Here is a 15,598-nt window from a genome sequence, read left to right on the forward strand (position 1 = left end):
TTTTGTGCCATCCATTTAAAACAAACAATATGGCAACTGATAACAAAATTGCACTGGTGACCGGAGGCAGCCGCGGGCTGGGAAAAAATATGGCGATGCGACTGGCTGCCGATGGTACTGATCTTATTCTGACCTATCGTACGCAGCAGTCAGAAGCCGAGGCTGTGGTACAGGAACTGGAACGGCAGGGCCGGAAAGCGGTCGCCCTGCGGCTCGACACCAGCCTGTCAACGACATTTGATGCGTTTCTGGACGACGTAAAGGTCAGCTTAGCGCAAACCTGGGGCCGCACCCAGTTCGACTTTCTGATCAATGACGCCGGTATCGACGCCAGCTCGCCCATTGCGCAAACGTCCGAAGAAGCGTTTGACAGCCTGTTTGCCGTTCACGTGAAAGGGGTCTATTTCCTGACGCAGAAAGCGCTGCCGTTACTGGCCGACCATGGGTGTATCGTCAATGTATCGACTGGCCTTACCCGCTTCACAACGCCCGGCTACGCGGCTTACGCGTCCATGAAAGGGGCGGTGGAAGTATTTACCAGGTATCTGGCCAAAGAACTGGGGCCCCGGGGCATCCGGGCCAATCTGGTAGCGCCCGGTCTTATCGAAACTGATTTCACCCAGGCAGCCCGCGACACTCATCCCGAGCTGGGGGACGTTCATATCGTCGCAGACGGCGCTGGGTCGACTCGGGGTTCCCGACGATGTGGGTGGGGTGGCTGCGTTTCTTTGCTCGGCCGACGCCCGTTGGGTTAACGCCCAGCGCATTGAGGCATCGGGCGGTATGTTCCTGTAAATCCGGACTCGGTCAACAACATGGGTGAGCGCGCCAGCTGGCGTTGCTTACCCATGTTTGTTGACGATCGAGCAACCACATTTGCAAATGATCGGGTGATTCGGCAGCTTTACAAAACGAGCTCTAAACCCCAATCTGGCATGGATCAGCGCATTATCAACCTCTTCGACGAGTACACCCATAAACCGCTCAGGCGAGACGATTTTCTGAAACGACTGGCCCAGCTGACGGGCGGAACAGCCGCTGCTCTGGCGGTGCTGCCCTTACTGGAAGTCAACTACGCCAAAGCCGAAACCATCACGGCTCAGGACGATCGTATCAAAACCGAATCCATCACCTACCCCGGCTCCGACACCACCATGAAGGGGTACCTGGCCCGCCCCGCAGCGGCTGGTAAGTATCCGGCCGTTATCGTCATCCACGAAAACCGAGGCCTTAACCCCCACATCGAAGACGTAGCCCGACGCGTGGCGCTGGCGGGCTTTGTAGCCCTCGCCCCGGATGCGCTGTCGGCCGCCGGAGGCACCCCAACCGATGAAACCCAGATGCGGGAGCTGTTTGGCAAACTGGACGCCCAGAAAACGCGCGAAAATTTCATGAAAGCCGTCGACTACCTTAAAACCCGCCCCGACAGTACCGGCAAAGTGGGTGCCGTTGGTTTCTGCTGGGGTGGCGCCATGGCCAATCAGCTCGCCGTTCACGTGCCTGACCTGAAAGCAGCGGTTCCGTTTTACGGCCGCCAACCCGACGCGGCCGACGTACCTAAGATCAAAGCGGCCGTGCAACTCCATTACGGCGGGCTGGACGAACGGGTCAATGCCGGGATCCCGGCCTACGAAGAAGCGCTGAAAAAGGCAGGGGTCGCCTACGAACTTTACGTATACGAAGGCGCGCAGCACGCTTTTCACAACGACACCGCGCCCACCCGCTACAACGAAACCGCGGCCAAACTAGCCTGGGACCGTACTATTTCATTCTTTAAAAAGAACCTGAGCTAACCACCCGCCAGCTACTTGTCGGCCCGGGTGGCCTGCCAGCTACCGGTAGCCATACCATCAGACGCCCGCCAGTTCCCTTTTAGCGCGGACTGTTCATAGGTGCCCGAAAACGTGACGTCACTCCCACCCTGCGGGTCGGCATAAGCTGCGCTGAGTTTACCGTTTTGCCAGGTAATCACTTTCAGATCAATAGGATACCGATTGCCATCGGGCGCCAGCATCACGATCTGGCCGGTCAGCTTCCGGGCGTTGTCCTGATTGATAATCAGGTCGAATTTCCCCGCGTCTGAGCCATCATACGTACCGGCCCATTTGCCGATGAGCATGGCCGATGAGTCGGCCGGGGCCGCGGTTGTCTGAGCGGTGACTACAGAGTAGCTGGCTACCCAGGCCATAAGCAGGAATACCAGGGATCGGATTCGCATGATAATGAAGAAGTTAGTTTGTTCAGGATGGTACAGGAGTCGATCTCCCGCTGCCTCCTAAACAAAAAACCGCCCGACGCCTACTGATCGGTAGCGTCGGGCGGTTTATAAGGTACACAGATGGTGGCTACTGACTGAGGCTGGCAGCCGCTTTCTCATCGACCATCCAGATAAGCTGGCCGTCAGCGGGTTTGATAACCTGCGACGGATAAGTGTCGGGCCGGAACTCGCCCTCCAGCACTTCTTTCAGCGGGGCCGCTTTTTTAGGGCCGGCCACCAGAAACAGTACACACGACGCCCGGTTTACCACCGGAGCCGTGAGGGTGAGCCGGTACATAGTCTGCTGCTTTAGGTAATAAGCCTTCGTCCAGCTGGTTTGCTCGTGTACGACCTCGGTACCCGGAAACAGGGACAGCGTATGGCCGTCGTCGCCCATGCCCAGCAACACCAGGTCGAAGGTGGGGCCGGTGTCGCCAAAATAGTCGTGTAAAATCCGGTCATAGTCGGCTGCCGCAGCCTCGGGTTCGAGTTCGGTGCGCCATACGTGAATCTGTTCTTCGGGGGTGAACACATGCCCCAGCAGCGTATCGTAGGCCATACCAGCATTGCTCTGCTCGTCGTCAATGGGTACGTACCGCTCGTCGCCCCAGAAAACATGCAGCTGCAGCCACGGAATCTGCTCGGCAAAGGGTGATTTTGCCAGCAGTTCGTGCAGGGCTTTGGGCGTACTGCCTCCCGACAGGGCAATGGTAAAACGGTCCTGTTTTTTCAGAACCTCTTTGATCTGCTTCGTAATAAACTCAGCCGCAGCCTTGGCCAGCGCGTCCGGGTTTTTCTTGATAAGAACCTGCATACGATCGGTTTACAGTTGTTGGCAAACGATGCTGATGACGGCAAAAGCCACGATTCGAACACCCAACCGGGTTATTTCCACGAGAACCCGTCTTTTTCGACCAGGCGCATGGCCGCTTCGGGACCCCATGAACCTGGCGTGTAGTTCGGGAAATCGGTGGGAGCCTCGCTCTCCCAGGCGTCGAGGATGGGGGTAACCACCCGCCAGGCCGCTTCTACCTGATCGGCGCGCATAAACAGGGTAGCATCGCCCGTCATCACGTCGAGCAGCAGGGTTTCGTACGCTTCGGGTTCCTGCCCATCGTAAGCCGTTTTGTAGCTGAACACCATCTCGACCGGATCAATGGCCAGGGTCTGCCCCGGGCGTTTAGCCTGAAAACGCAGTCGTATGTCCATGGCCGGCTGGATACCGATCGTTAGCCGGTTCGACTCCCAGGTCGAGATCGCTTCATCGGGGAAGGCAAAATCCGGAGCCGCTTTGAACTGAATCGTAATAACCGTCGTCTTTTCGGCCAGCGATTTGCCCGTCCGCAGGTAGAACGGCACATTCTCCCACCGCCAGTTATCGACGTATAGCTTTACGGCGGCAAAGGTTTCGGTAGCCGAATCGGGCTTTACGCCTTCTTCCTGCCGGTAGCCGGGGATGTCTTTATCTTTTACGCGCCCCGGTCCGTACTGACCACGAACGGCCACCTGTTTGACGTCTTCGGGCTTGATGGGGCGAATCGCGTGCAGTACGTCTACTTTTTTGTTGCGGACTTCATTCGCGTCGAAATTGACCGGAGCTTCGGTAGCCACCATGCACATGACCTGAAGCAGGTGATTCTGAATCATATCGCGCAGCGCACCGGAGCCTTCGTAGTAGCCCCCCCGCCCTTCGAGCCCTACCGTTTCGGCGGCCGTGATCTGCACATATTCGACATAGCGCCGGTTCCAGATCGGTTCAAAAAGCGAGTTGGCAAACCGCAGCGCCAGAATATTCTGGACGGTTTCTTTCCCCAGGTAGTGATCGATGCGGTAGATCTGTTCTTCGGCAAAGAGGCCACCCAGCAGTTCGTTCAGTTCGAGGGCCGTTTTCAGGTCATGGCCAAACGGCTTCTCCACCACGATCCGCACGTGCCGTTTGTCGCCACACAGCTCCAGCTTGCTGAGGTTGGTAGCGATGTTAGGAACCAGCTGCGGAGCCACGGCCAGGTAGAACACCACGTTGGGGTGCTCGCCCCATTCTTCTTCTTTCTGACGCACAAAATCGGACAGCGTGCCGTAGGCGCCCGCATCGCCCGCGTCCATCTGCAGGTAGGATACCAGGGGCGAAAACGATTTCCAGGCGTCTTCGGGTCCGTTTTTACGGCGCGAGAAAGACTGTACCCCGTCGAGCAGGCGCTCCCGGAACGAGTCGTTGTCATACGGACTACGGCCCAGGCCAACAACGGCAAACCGCTCGGGCAGGTACTGGTCGATAAAAAGGTTGTAAAGCGCTGGCGTTAGTTTCCGGAGGTTCAGATCACCGCTGCCGCCGAATATAAAGAGGATGGTAGCGGCTGGCCGCTGATTAGTGGCTGGAATCATAAGCTGGTTGTATTGAGGGCCGCAAATTACCGATGCCCCCCGTTCCGAACAAGTCTACACGAATAAGGTTAGCGTTGGTGGTGCATAGCCCTGACGGATGGATAGGTAAATGTACGGCTGTTCTTCTTTTTTGGTAGACTTGCATTATCTACATCCCAACCGGACTTAGTACATTTATAGTTCGGTTCAGCAGGCTTTACTTTCTTTACCGGCTCTCCCCAGTCTTACGCTTACTATGGATCAGTTTTTCGAGTTTTTCCGGCGGCTTACCGACACCAGCGACTGGCCTCCCCGCTGGCTGTGTGGTACCTGGACCGACTTCCACGGATGGCTCTATATCGTTTCAGACCTTACCATCTGGCTGGCCTATATGGCCATACCGCTTATACTCATTCGGTTTTTACTCAAAAAAACCGGGGTTCCGCTCACGGGTGTATTCTGGCTGTTTGGCGCCTTTATTCTGCTCTGCGGCCTGACCCACCTGATCGATGCGCTCATGTTCTGGTGGCCAGCCTACCGCATCAGTGCCCTTGTCCGGTTTATGACGGGTCTTGTTTCTATTGCTACCGTAATAGCGTTGATCCGGTATTTTAACGAGGCATTGGGGTTGCGGACATCGGATGAATACAGCCGGGAGCTCACCCTTCGGCAACAGGCGATGCAGGAGCTGGCCCGCTCCAACGAAGAACTGCAACAGTTTGCCTATGTGGCCTCCCACGATCTGCAGTCACCCCTGAAAACCATTACCAACTACCTCACGCTGCTGGAAGCCAAACATGGCAGCCACCTCGACACCGACGCCCGAAAGCTGATCAGCGTCTCAACAGCCGCGGCCGACCGGATGCGCTCGCTGATCAACGACCTGCTGGCTTTCTCACGGGTAGGCAACACGGTCGAGTTTACCCCTGTCGACCTGAATCAGGTTGTGGCAGATGTGATCGAAGAACACCAGGCCGATATTCAGGCTACCCACGCAACCATCCGCGTAGAGGGTACGCTTCCTACGCTGACCGCCCACCAGACCGATATCCACCAGCTGTTTCAGAACCTGGTCAGTAACGCGCTCAAATACCGACGGCCGGCTACCGACCCCAAAGTACTGATCCGGGTGTCGGACCGGGGTGATCGCTATCATTTTATGGTCAGCGACAATGGGATCGGTATCGATCTGCAATACCACGACCGTATCTTCCAGATCTTTCAGCGCCTGCACGGCCGCAACGAATACTCGGGAACCGGCATCGGGCTGGCCACCGTAAAAAAAGTCATCGATATTTACGGCGGCCGGATTTGGGTCGAGAGTACCCCCGGCACCGGCAGTACCTTTCATTTTACCCTCCCCAAAATCATAAAAACCCTACAGCATTATGCCCAAACCGATTCGCTGCATTCTGTTGGTTGACGATGACCCCGACGATAATTTCTTTCATCAGCTGATTATTGAGGAGTCGGGCTATTGCGAAACGGTGCGGATCGCTGAAAACGGCCAGAAAGCCCTCGATTACCTGACCCAGACCGATCATCCCGACTACCTGCAGCCCGACGTCATCATGCTGGATATCAACATGCCCGGCATGAACGGATTCGAATTTCTGGATCGGTATCATCAGCTGCCAGCCTCACAAAAGAGCCGGCTGATCCTGCTGATGCTGACGACTTCGCTAAACCCCGCCGACCGGCAGCGGGCCATTGGCATGGACGAGGTGGCTGGCTATTACAGCAAACCCCTAACGAGGGATATGATCCAGAAAATCGTGGATACCTATTTCTCAGCGCCGGTCTGAGGCCGGTCAATCTGAATAGTGCTCAGCCACACGATCCGACCGGCGGGTTATCTACATTATTATTTCGTCAGGCCCGCATTTTGGCTACTTTTGGGCCTGATATCAACCTTGCATTACTTTATGAAAATTGCCATCGGCTCCGACCACGCCGGTTTCCGCTACAAAGAAGCCATTAAGCAGTATCTGATTGACCAGGGTCATGATGTAACGGACATGGGTACCTACTCCGACGCATCGGTTGATTACCCGCGTTTTATCCGGCCCGTTGCCGAAGCCGTAGCGGCTGGTGATGTAGAACGTGGGGTTGTACTGGGCGGCTCAGGCAACGGAGAAGCCATCATGTCGAACCGCATCAAAGGCGTCCGCGCGGCCCTCTGCTGGAATGAAGAGTCGGCCCGGCTATGCCGCCAGCATAACGATGCCAACGTGATCTCGCTGGGCGAGCGGATGATGAGTGAAGAAACGGCGCTCAAACTCGTGCAGATCTGGCTCGACACCCCGTTCGAAGGCGGTCGGCACCTGACACGCATTCAGCAGCTGGACGAATAGTAACGGGGGCGTTATGAACCGACGCATCCGGGAAATCGCCTATTTTCTCTCAAGCCAGAACTTCTCGAACGGCTTTCGTACCACGCTGTCTATTCTACTCCCCTCGCTGGTTTCTGACCAGTTTGGGCACCTGGATACGGGTATGGCCATCTCGCTGGGGGCACTGGCCGTCAGTTTGAGCGATGCCCCCGGCCCGGTTCAGCACCGCCGGAATGCCATGCTGGCCACGGTTGTTGTCAGCGTCGGGATGACTTTACTGACCGGCGTAGCGCGCCTGCACCCGATTTCCATGACCCTGGAAATCGGGCTGCTGGGTTTCTTTTTTTCTATGTTCGTGATTTACGGCAACCGGGCCACCTCGGTCGGTACAGCCGCTTTGCTCACGATGATCCTGATGCTCGACCGGCCGCTCGATCTGATGGGTATTTTGCGTGAGAGCGGACTCATTGCGGCCGGCGGACTCTGGTATACGGCCATTGGTCTGCTCTCGTCGCGGCTTCGCCCCTACCAGGCTGCCCGTCAGGCGCTGGGCCAGTGTATTCATGCCGTGGCTACCTTCATGGCCATCAAGGCCGATTTTTACGACATCAGCACCCCGCTCGATGATGACTACCGGCGGCTGGTTGCCCAGCAGGTTGTGGTGAGCGAGCAGCAGGATGCCGTGCGCGAAATTCTCTTCAAAAGCCGGCAGCTGATGGCCGAGTCCGACAATACCAGCCGCCTGCTCGTGCTTACCTTCACGGATGTCGTTGATCTGTACGACCAGATACTGGCCATGTACCTCGACTATGCCGACATGCTGGAGCGGTTTGGCCAGACCGGGGTTCTGCCGCGCTTTGCCGCCCTGATTCGTAAGCTATCTATCGAGCTCGATTACATTGGCTTATCGATACAGGCCAGTGTGATTCGGCGCCCCCCGATCGACATCAGCAAACAGCTCGATGATCTCTGGCAGCACATCGAAGCACTGGGCCCTGAATACGGCAGTACCCTCGTCCTGCGAAAAGCCATGGTCGGCTTACGAGCCATCAGCCAGCGGCTGTCAATTATTCAGAATAACATCAGCCAGCCCGCGGTACCCACCGATCGGGCCGACACCATCGAATACGGCCGGTTTGTGTCTCACCAGGTCATCGACTGGCCTTCTTTCCGAAACAACCTGACCCGCGAGTCATCAGCTTTCCGACACTCGGTGCGGGTGGCGGTCTCGCTGGTCGTTGGCTACCTGCTCACGCTGGTACTGCCGTACGGCGACTATAGCTACTGGGTTCTGCTTACAGTGCTGGTTATTCTCAAACCGGCCTTCAGCCTGACCAAACAACGAAACATTGAACGCATTACCGGCACGCTGGCCGGGGCCATCATCGGGGTTCTGATTCTGATGTTTGTGCCCGACAAAGCCGCTCAGTTCGCGTTTCTGGTTTTGTTCATGCTGGGCACCTACAGCTTTCTCCGGTTCAACTACCTGGTCATGGTTGTCTGCGTAACCCCTTTCCTGCTGATTGTTTTCAGCTTTCTGGGAACGGGCTACCTCGACGTGGCGGGCGAGCGGTTTCTGGATACGCTGCTGGGCGGGCTGCTGGCCTTCGGCGCCAGCTATCTGCTTTTTCCCAACTGGGAGTCGAACCAGATTGTCAACACCATGCGCGAAATGCTCAGCGCCAACATCCGGTATATGAATCTGCTCCTCGACGGGCTGTCGGGCAAATCACTGCCGGTTGTCGATTATAAACTGGTCAGAAAAGAGGTGTACGTAGCTTCGGCCAACCTGGCAGCGGCCTTTCAGCGAATGACATCGGAACCGAAGCATAAGCAGCGCAACGAAACGCTCATCTACGAATTTGTGGTACTTAACCACATACTATCGGCCAATATTGCCACCCTGATTACCGGTTTGCTGACCGACCGGCCCAGGCCGTATTCGGCAGAGGTACTTAAACCGATCAAGCGGGCCGCAGCCACCCTGACCGACAGCCAGAAGCGCTTGCTGGAAACGCAGCCCGTAGAGTCGGCTGCCACCCGCCCCGTAGCGGCCGACACGGTCGATGCGCCTGAGCCGACTTCGGCCGATCTTCTGTTTATGGAACACCTGCAGTTTATCCAGCAGGTAAGTGGCGATATAGGCAAGGTACTTTCGAAGGGGAACTGGGTCGATCACCCGGCAACAAAAAACCCCGACGGACCGTAGTCATCGGGGTTTTGCTGCGTTGTTAAGAGGTAAACGCCTAACGTATCCCGTTTGTTTCACACATGAAAAACTGTGCCATTATTTTTCACTTTAATCAACTTCGCCATTATAACTCATGCCCTACCTTGTACTCGACCTTGAAATGACCGGCCCTGAGCCGGATTACAACGAAATCATTCAGATTGGCGCAGTGCTCTTCGACGACAACTGGGTCAGGAAGGGGCAGTACCTAACGAACGTCTACCCCGAGAACGAAGAGGCCTTCTCATCGTCTTCGGAAAAGATTCATAACCTGTCTCTGGCTGATTTGCAGGATGCGCCCATGATGTACGACGTATTGCCCGAGCTGGAAGAATGGATCTGCAAAGAATTGTCGATCCGGGTACCGGCGGGTCAGCTCGACCGTACGCCTTACCTGCGCGACGTAATCATCTGTGGCCAGAGCGTCATCAATGACATCAATTTTCTGAAGGAAGCGTATCGGTACGAAAAGCTGAAATGGCCATATTCACGGGTGCTCCTCGATCTGCATACGCTTAGCTACTTTACCTTCCGGGTCCTGCGCGCGAACGGCCGTAAAGTGCCGGACCGGCTGAGCCTGACAGCCATTGCCAGCTACTTCGGTCTGGCACGGGAAGATGGCTTTCATAATGCCCTCGAAGATGCGGAACTCACGGCAAAATGCCTGGCCGAGGTATTCAAACTGGCGGATACCATGAAACTCACTGTATAAGAAAACGCTGGCTACCCGTTAGGACAGATTATACTGTGGAGACGGCTGTGCGACCCGGCGTCTCCTACGCCACCAGGCCCAAACAAGCCCCAGGCTGAGCAACAGCAAGGCGCTGCCGACCATCCAGGGCCAGGCCGGAGGCTGGTCGAGCGGAGCCGCATCGCCAACGACGATCAGACCCGCCCAATAGTTGGGTAGCTGATTTTCGCCCTCGGCCCTGGCCAGCCAGTCGCGCTGGGCCCGCTGCAGGGCTACGTCTTTGGGCATTCCTTCGGCCAGGTAGCGGTAGAACAAATTGGTGATGTCGTAAGTCGCTTTGTTTTCGACGCTCCAGAGCGTGGTCAGTACGCTGGGAACACCAAGGGCAGCAAAGCCTCGGGCTAAACTAAAAACGCCTTCGCCCCGCTGGTTGGCTCCGATGCCGGTTTTACAGGCCGCCAGCACTACCAGTTGCGTATTGAATAAATCGTTGTTACTCAAGTCTGATAATTGTAGGGTCGAATCGGCAAAATAAAGCTGAGGCTCCTGGCCCGTACTGTCATCAGCAATGGCGTGGGTAAACAAGTGAACGACGCGCGCGCGGGCGGCTTCGTCGAGGAAGGTTCGGCGTCGGGCCTGAGTATGGACAAGCAGCACCGACGACTTGAACCGATCGGCTATTGGCTGAAGTGCAGCATCTGAGCCAGGCAGTGACACCTGGCCCAGGCCAGCCGCGAAGGTTACCGGTGCCACCCCCAGAAAATCGGTGGTCCATAAGTTGGCCGTAGCGGAGGCTCTCGTTTCATTTTTCAGCAGCAGCCGCGCCGAATAGGCATAGCTGAACGCGTTTGTCTGCACCAGATAGTCGGCGGTACTGGCCGAGCGGCTCAGAGCCTCGAACGGAACAAACGCCCCATCGGGCGACACAATAACCCGGCCTTCGGGTAGCCCAACTGGAGCCAGCAGCTGCCGATAGAGTGAGTTTCCCAGCCCCATGAACTGACGCACGTTGGCCCGCTGGTTCATCGCATCAGGATTAGCCAGCAAATTCATAAACGAACGAACGGTCTGGCTGTAGTTACTAAGCGGTTGCCGAACCAGCGTAGTACGCCCACCGGCCACGCCCAGTACATACAGGCTACTATCGCCTATAAAATAGCTGACATACGATGCTTTCCGTTCGGTCAGGTATGCTTTCAGGTCAGCCAGGTGGGTGGTCGTGGTATCGTACTTATAACGGTAGTAAGCCGGATTGGAGGCTTCCAGCCCCCGCCGGAACCGATCGAGCTTAACCTGACCATCCAGCAGGGCTACCCGCAAACTGTCGTAAGCCCGGCCTGCCGGTGCATTGGCCAGCGCGGTTTGCTGTTCACTGAGCGTGGCCTGTAATCGTTTTTCTTCGGCATTCTGTTCGGCTGTCAGCTGCCGCCGGGCTCCCAGCTCGTTCAGTTTGTCGGCCAGCATGACGGCCCGGCTTTTTTCAATAAATCGAAATGCCTGTTCGGCATCGCCCAACCGCCAGCAGGTTTCAATAGCGCGCTCGTAAAGGGTTCTGGTTTTATTTCGCCAGAACAGTTTCGACTGCTGCTCGGTATGTTCCCACCGCATGAAGTCGATCATCTGATCGGCCACCTGGTAGGTATGCAGGGCATGGTACAGGCGTTGTTTGTTGTTTCCGGTCGCCCTAGCGTAGTCTAACCAGGCGTCCGCTTTGTCCTGAACGGTGGTGAGCAGGTACTCGCGCTGAAGCACCGATCGAATAGATTCGGCTGCCGGATTTTTTGTTATATCCGACGCAACAAACCGAATATTAGGCACGGCTGCCAGGCTTTGCTGATAAACGGACAGGGCTTTCGTATACTGCCCCTGCCGACGCAGTGCCGACGCAATGTTATCGAGCAGGCGGACCCGATTCATCGGATTGGTTTCTACCTGCAGGGCCTCCTGGTAGGTCTGAACCGCCCGGGGGTAGTTTTTCTGTTTGAAATACAAATAGCCGAGATTATTGAGAACAACCCCTTTCAGCGCGGTATCATTGGCCTGATCGGCCAGCTGAACCACTTTCTGATAGGCCTTCATCGCCGACACATCCTTGTTGCGATTGCTCTCGATGTCGCCCAGTAATAAATACAACTGCGGCAGAACATCTGTTACAGCAGCCGCAATACTCAGTCGGCAGGCTTCTTCAATAGTAACAATGGCTTCATCGTAACGGCCGAGCCAGTACAGGGCATTGGCTTTCTCGCGTAGTAGCTGTGCAACGATTCGCGGCTTATTTAGACCGACAGCCTGCCGCGAGCCCGATTCGGCATAGGTCAGCGCCTGCTGGTACTCTCCTCCCGATGCGCTTATGTAGGCCAGATTCAATAATGAACTGGCCGCCCATTTCAGGTCAGCATCACGACCTTTGGCCCAGCGCAGGGCCTGTAGTAAGGATGCGGTTGCCTGTTCGGCTCTGTTGTCATACAGATATGACGAGCCGGCCAGATAGTGCGCCTGAGCCGCCAGCGCCCTGTTTTCGGGTCGAGTAGTGGCCAGTTTCACTCCTTGCTGATAATAGCCGATGGCCTCGGCGTATTTTCCCTGCTGTCTGAATTGAGTACCGGTAAACAGGAGCAGACGCACAAAAGACGTATCGACGGACTCATGACAGGCACCCCATCGTTTTTGTAAGGCGAGGGCCTGTCCGGCCAGCTGGCTAGCCTCGAGCGTCGTATTTTTCTGAAGCCGGTCCCAGTCTGACCGGAGCGCAGGGCATTGCGCATAGGTAATTAGCGTAGCCAGCGTACAGCCACTGATCAACCAAAGCAGTCGTGCGTTTCTCATAGCTATACTCAATAACTGAACGGACACTCTCAACTACACGGATCGCCACTACGCTGATTGCCGGCCTTAGTTCGTCTCGACCGGAACAACCGTACCCTGATCGATCCGCTCGGTGAGCGCGGTGATTCGGCCCGGTATCGACGTGAGCATCCTCAGACGCTCCGGTATGGTGGTGGGGCGCTGGTTGCATTTCACGATTTGCGCAACCGCAAATGGCGTAGCAAACGATGATCCCTTTACCGGCGGAAACGTAACCGGAGGTGAATTGTCTTCCGACACCAGCGGCTCAATAAATTTGCCATCGTTTCCGCTGCCGATACCCATATTAACAAACCTCTTTGAAAAGTTTTCGACCGTCTCGAAACCCAGCAGAGGGGTTCGCTTCACGGTTGTAACCGTCACTACGCTGGCAAACTGGTCACTATAACAAGAAGGCCATCTGCGCTCATCGCCCAGATCTACAGTCTTATTATTTTTCACATCACCCTCGTTGCCAGCTGCATTGACCAGCCAGATTCCCGCGTCCTGCAGACGCGGTATATAACTACTCAATAGTTTGTCTTCTGTCGACTGATAAAATCCCCAGCTGGCATTGATCGCTACCGGCTTTTGAGGCAAACTGTCGGAGTGGAGCAGGTATTCGAAGCAGCAGAGAATATCGAATAACTGGCCTATACCGTACTTGTCGATGACTTTCAGCGGCAGAATGCGAACCTTGTGCTCCATCTGCCTGCTGATGATGGCCGCAATACGACTTCCGTGCTTGCTCCGGTCGTTGTCGTCGTAGGGATAGTTCTGGTCGTGTACGAAATCCCAGCCGATAAAATCGGGTTCAATGGTTTTTCTGCACAGGGGTTTACCGCCGTTAAACTGAATCGGTATCGACTCAGTATTAGGGTATGAAAAATCGATACCCGTATCCATAATGCCCACAATCGGAAAATCTTGCCAGGCCGACGAATCACGGATGATGCGCCGGAGTTGAAAATCGAACAATGCCGGTTTTATTCGCGGTGGGTTCGGGTTGCCCGGCCCGCTGGAATCCAGGATTTTGGGCGGAGGAGTAATGGTACCGCCCTCGGAGTAGTGTACATCATTGGCGCTACTCTTGACTATATCGAGAGTGGGACCAGAAGTAATTTTTATATCCTCCGTTAACAGGTGCGCGTTATTACCTTCGAGCAATACCAGATTCGGGTTACAGTGGGATCGTTTGATGACCCGTGCTTCGCTGATCACTACTTCCCGTTTGTCCCTTCCCCCGACACCCACGAGACTTAAGGTCTTCTCCTGGTCCACCTCCAACGGCTTTTCGAACAGCGCAACCAGTTGATTACGTACTACCAGTCGGCGGGGGTCAATCTCGTCTGGCACCGTATCGGGAACGAGCTCACCTTTTTCATATAACCGCTTAACCTTCACATGGAAATTGGGGCGCCCTGGGTTCAACATGGGTTTTTCCTGAGAGTGGGACATAACTGGGTATAGGTTAATTACAGCTGTTTAACAAGAGACTGCGCGGTACTTTTGCCTTCCAAGTTGCTGGTAATGACCTCGTCAAGCAACTTTTTGGCCTGCTCTTTATCCATCGGTTGATTCCGTTTGAGCCGGGCGAGTGCTTCGAGGAACGTTCCTGGATTCGAATACAGGTCTGTTCGCTGACTCAGGCGGTGAAAACGCGCTATGGCTTCGTCGTAATTTGCCTGTCGCAGGGCAACAAGCCCGGCCAGTTTCAGGACGCGGTCATTATCGGGCTGCTCGGTAAGTAGCTGATTAAAAATCAGTTCAGCTTCCTGGAATTTTTGCTGGTTATACAGGTCAATACCCTGTTTAAGCCGGTCAGCCGGGCCGCCACTCATGGTCGTGCTCAACTGACCGTATTGCTGGTTGAGGTAAGTGTCGGCCAGTTCTACGGCACTTGTTGGCCCGCCAGCCTGCCGGAAGATGTACCAGCCCAGTCCCAGCAGCAACAGGACACTGGCGGCTGCAACCCAGCGCATAGGCGCCAACCGGCGCCGGGGGGTTGCCACGGTCGGTTCGTCGGACCCGGTGTGTATGGGCGGTTGCGGATGTTTGTTCCGGCGCAGGGCATCCAGTTCGGCCAGGCGCTGCTCGCGGGCTTCCTGCCGGGCTACCTGTTTGGTCAGCACGTAAAAGGCGAGCGCATCGGCAAGGGCCGGGTCAGTGCGGAGCGAGGTCTCAAACCGCGTTCGTTCGTCGGCGGAGAGTTGACCGTTCAGGTAGTTTTCAATGATCTCCAGATCGTTCATAGCATATCGCGATAGCGTTCGCGCAACTTTTCGATACAGCGCAGTCGGCTGGTTTTGGCCACAGCGGCCGTGTTGTAGCCCATGGTCTGCGCAATTTCGTCGTCAGAATACCCTTCTCCCCAGGCCAGAATCATGGCGCGGCACTTATCGCCGATACTGCGCAGATGCCGGTGCAGGGCGTCTACGTCGCTCTGGGCAATGAGCCGCTGTACCGCCGAACGGGCTTCATCGGGTAATTGCAGGAGCGTATCGTCGAGAGACAGGGCATCGTGGACACTACTTCGGTTAGTCGTCTTTTTCCGAATAGCGTCAACACATTTGTTCGAAAAAATTTGATAGAGATACGTTTTAAGCTCCGAACGGCCCTCAAACCGGCCGGTGGTAATGTGTTCGAAGAGAGTCAGGACCGAATCGGAGTAAGCGCTGGCGCAATCGTCTTCGGTCAGCCGGTGTTTTCGCACCCCGTCGGCAATGAGGTAATCGTATTTTTCGTACAGCTTATTTTCAAAGAGCCGACGCTGTGTACCACCCGACCGGATACCCGCCATCAAATCCGCGTCCGATAACTGCCGGCGTAAAGGCTCCATAAGAAGTAGAGAAAGAGAGGTTTATGGGACGTAAAGTAGACAA

The 15,598-nt window shown here is 55.8% G+C and carries 14 protein-coding genes and 1 pseudogene; 8 read left to right on the forward strand and 7 right to left on the reverse strand.

Translation table 11 applies throughout. The features are described from left to right. Window positions 1-95: 95 nt before the first annotated feature. From EQG79_RS31530 to EQG79_RS01105, 3 genes and pseudogenes are all read left to right on the forward strand, one after another. Window positions 96-581: pseudogene (locus EQG79_RS31530) on the forward strand (SDR family NAD(P)-dependent oxidoreductase); the annotation flags it as partial. A 133-nt stretch (window positions 582-714) separates the two neighbouring features. Further along, window positions 715-795: a hypothetical protein gene (locus EQG79_RS31535; RefSeq protein ID WP_317126244.1), complete on the forward strand. Its 81-nt coding sequence runs from the start codon at window positions 715-717 to the stop codon at window positions 793-795. Window positions 796-935: 140 nt separating this feature from the next. Next, entirely contained in the window at window positions 936-1,793 is an 858-nt protein-coding gene (locus EQG79_RS01105; protein ID WP_077920104.1) for a dienelactone hydrolase family protein, read from the forward strand. Between the two features lie 11 nt (window positions 1,794-1,804). Here EQG79_RS01105 and EQG79_RS01110 read toward each other — a convergent pair whose 3' ends face one another. From EQG79_RS01110 to zwf, 3 genes are all read right to left on the reverse strand, one after another. After that, complete coding sequence (locus EQG79_RS01110; RefSeq protein WP_236648620.1) at window positions 1,805-2,218, reverse strand: hypothetical protein; 414 nt, start codon at window positions 2,216-2,218, stop codon at window positions 1,805-1,807. 127 nt (window positions 2,219-2,345) lie between these two features. Continuing rightward, window positions 2,346-3,071 (reverse strand): 6-phosphogluconolactonase, encoded by a 726-nt coding sequence (gene pgl, locus EQG79_RS01115; protein ID WP_129599158.1) that lies wholly within the window; start codon window positions 3,069-3,071, stop codon window positions 2,346-2,348. Between the two features lie 71 nt (window positions 3,072-3,142). Continuing rightward, complete coding sequence (gene zwf, locus EQG79_RS01120) at window positions 3,143-4,639, reverse strand: glucose-6-phosphate dehydrogenase (RefSeq protein ID WP_077919964.1); 1,497 nt, start codon at window positions 4,637-4,639, stop codon at window positions 3,143-3,145. A 235-nt stretch (window positions 4,640-4,874) separates the two neighbouring features. Between zwf and EQG79_RS01125 the strand changes: the two genes are divergently transcribed. From EQG79_RS01125 to EQG79_RS01145, 5 genes are all read left to right on the forward strand, one after another. Further along, window positions 4,875-6,041: a sensor histidine kinase gene (locus tag EQG79_RS01125; protein ID WP_129599161.1), complete on the forward strand. Its 1,167-nt coding sequence runs from the start codon at window positions 4,875-4,877 to the stop codon at window positions 6,039-6,041. Further along, a complete protein-coding gene (locus EQG79_RS01130) occupies window positions 6,007-6,423 on the forward strand; it encodes a response regulator (RefSeq protein ID WP_077919966.1) in 417 nt (138 codons plus the stop codon). The genes EQG79_RS01125 and EQG79_RS01130 overlap by 35 nt, the downstream gene beginning before the upstream one ends. 120 nt (window positions 6,424-6,543) lie before the next feature. Then, a complete protein-coding gene (gene rpiB / locus EQG79_RS01135; protein ID WP_077919967.1) occupies window positions 6,544-6,972 on the forward strand; it encodes a ribose 5-phosphate isomerase B in 429 nt (142 codons plus the stop codon). A 13-nt stretch (window positions 6,973-6,985) separates the two neighbouring features. Further along, window positions 6,986-9,160 carry an FUSC family protein gene (locus tag EQG79_RS01140; protein ID WP_129599164.1) on the forward strand — a complete coding sequence of 725 codons (2,175 nt, stop codon included), beginning with the start codon at window positions 6,986-6,988 and terminating at the stop codon, window positions 9,158-9,160. 115 nt (window positions 9,161-9,275) lie between these two features. After that, window positions 9,276-9,893, forward strand: a complete 618-nt coding sequence (locus EQG79_RS01145; RefSeq protein WP_077919969.1) for a 3'-5' exonuclease — start codon at window positions 9,276-9,278, stop codon at window positions 9,891-9,893. An 18-nt stretch (window positions 9,894-9,911) separates the two neighbouring features. Here EQG79_RS01145 and EQG79_RS01150 read toward each other — a convergent pair whose 3' ends face one another. The 4 genes from EQG79_RS01150 to EQG79_RS01165 all read right to left on the reverse strand — a co-directional run bounded on the left by EQG79_RS01150 (window position 9,912) and on the right by EQG79_RS01165 (window position 15,555). Beyond that, window positions 9,912-12,698: a CHAT domain-containing protein gene (locus tag EQG79_RS01150; protein ID WP_129599167.1), complete on the reverse strand. Its 2,787-nt coding sequence runs from the start codon at window positions 12,696-12,698 to the stop codon at window positions 9,912-9,914. A 66-nt stretch (window positions 12,699-12,764) separates the two neighbouring features. After that, window positions 12,765-14,174, reverse strand: coding sequence for a S8 family serine peptidase (locus EQG79_RS01155; protein WP_077919971.1), 1,410 nt, complete (start codon window positions 14,172-14,174; stop codon window positions 12,765-12,767). Window positions 14,175-14,191: 17 nt separating this feature from the next. Then, window positions 14,192-14,968, reverse strand: a complete 777-nt coding sequence (locus tag EQG79_RS01160; protein ID WP_129599170.1) for a tetratricopeptide repeat protein — start codon at window positions 14,966-14,968, stop codon at window positions 14,192-14,194. Next, on the reverse strand, window positions 14,965-15,555 hold the full coding sequence (locus EQG79_RS01165; RefSeq protein WP_077919973.1) for an RNA polymerase sigma factor: 591 nt from the start codon (window positions 15,553-15,555) through the stop codon (window positions 14,965-14,967). The genes EQG79_RS01160 and EQG79_RS01165 overlap by 4 nt, the downstream gene beginning before the upstream one ends. Window positions 15,556-15,598: the final 43 nt, after the last annotated feature.

Origin of the sequence: Spirosoma sordidisoli, assembly GCF_004138325.1 — a bacterium.
Lineage (GTDB): Bacteria > Bacteroidota > Bacteroidia > Cytophagales > Spirosomataceae > Spirosoma > Spirosoma sordidisoli.

What these genes read in the sequence shown, in the direction of transcription:
- EQG79_RS01105 (WP_077920104.1), top strand. Translation starts at nt 936, where the DNA reads ATGGATCAGCGCATTATCAACCTCTTCGACGAGTACACCCATAAACCG.
- EQG79_RS01110 (WP_236648620.1), bottom strand. Translation starts at nt 2,218, where the DNA reads ATGCGAATCCGATCCCTGGTATTCCTGCTTATGGCCTGGGTAGCCAGC.
- pgl (WP_129599158.1), bottom strand. Translation starts at nt 3,071, where the DNA reads ATGCAGGTTCTTATCAAGAAAAACCCGGACGCGCTGGCCAAGGCTGCG.
- zwf (WP_077919964.1), bottom strand. Translation starts at nt 4,639, where the DNA reads ATGATTCCAGCCACTAATCAGCGGCCAGCCGCTACCATCCTCTTTATA.
- EQG79_RS01125 (WP_129599161.1), top strand. Translation starts at nt 4,875, where the DNA reads ATGGATCAGTTTTTCGAGTTTTTCCGGCGGCTTACCGACACCAGCGAC.
- EQG79_RS01130 (WP_077919966.1), top strand. Translation starts at nt 6,007, where the DNA reads ATGCCCAAACCGATTCGCTGCATTCTGTTGGTTGACGATGACCCCGAC.
- rpiB (WP_077919967.1), top strand. Translation starts at nt 6,544, where the DNA reads ATGAAAATTGCCATCGGCTCCGACCACGCCGGTTTCCGCTACAAAGAA.
- EQG79_RS01140 (WP_129599164.1), top strand. Translation starts at nt 6,986, where the DNA reads ATGAACCGACGCATCCGGGAAATCGCCTATTTTCTCTCAAGCCAGAAC.
- EQG79_RS01145 (WP_077919969.1), top strand. Translation starts at nt 9,276, where the DNA reads ATGCCCTACCTTGTACTCGACCTTGAAATGACCGGCCCTGAGCCGGAT.
- EQG79_RS01150 (WP_129599167.1), bottom strand. Translation starts at nt 12,698, where the DNA reads ATGAGAAACGCACGACTGCTTTGGTTGATCAGTGGCTGTACGCTGGCT.
- EQG79_RS01155 (WP_077919971.1), bottom strand. Translation starts at nt 14,174, where the DNA reads ATGTCCCACTCTCAGGAAAAACCCATGTTGAACCCAGGGCGCCCCAAT.
- EQG79_RS01160 (WP_129599170.1), bottom strand. Translation starts at nt 14,968, where the DNA reads ATGAACGATCTGGAGATCATTGAAAACTACCTGAACGGTCAACTCTCC.
- EQG79_RS01165 (WP_077919973.1), bottom strand. Translation starts at nt 15,555, where the DNA reads ATGGAGCCTTTACGCCGGCAGTTATCGGACGCGGATTTGATGGCGGGT.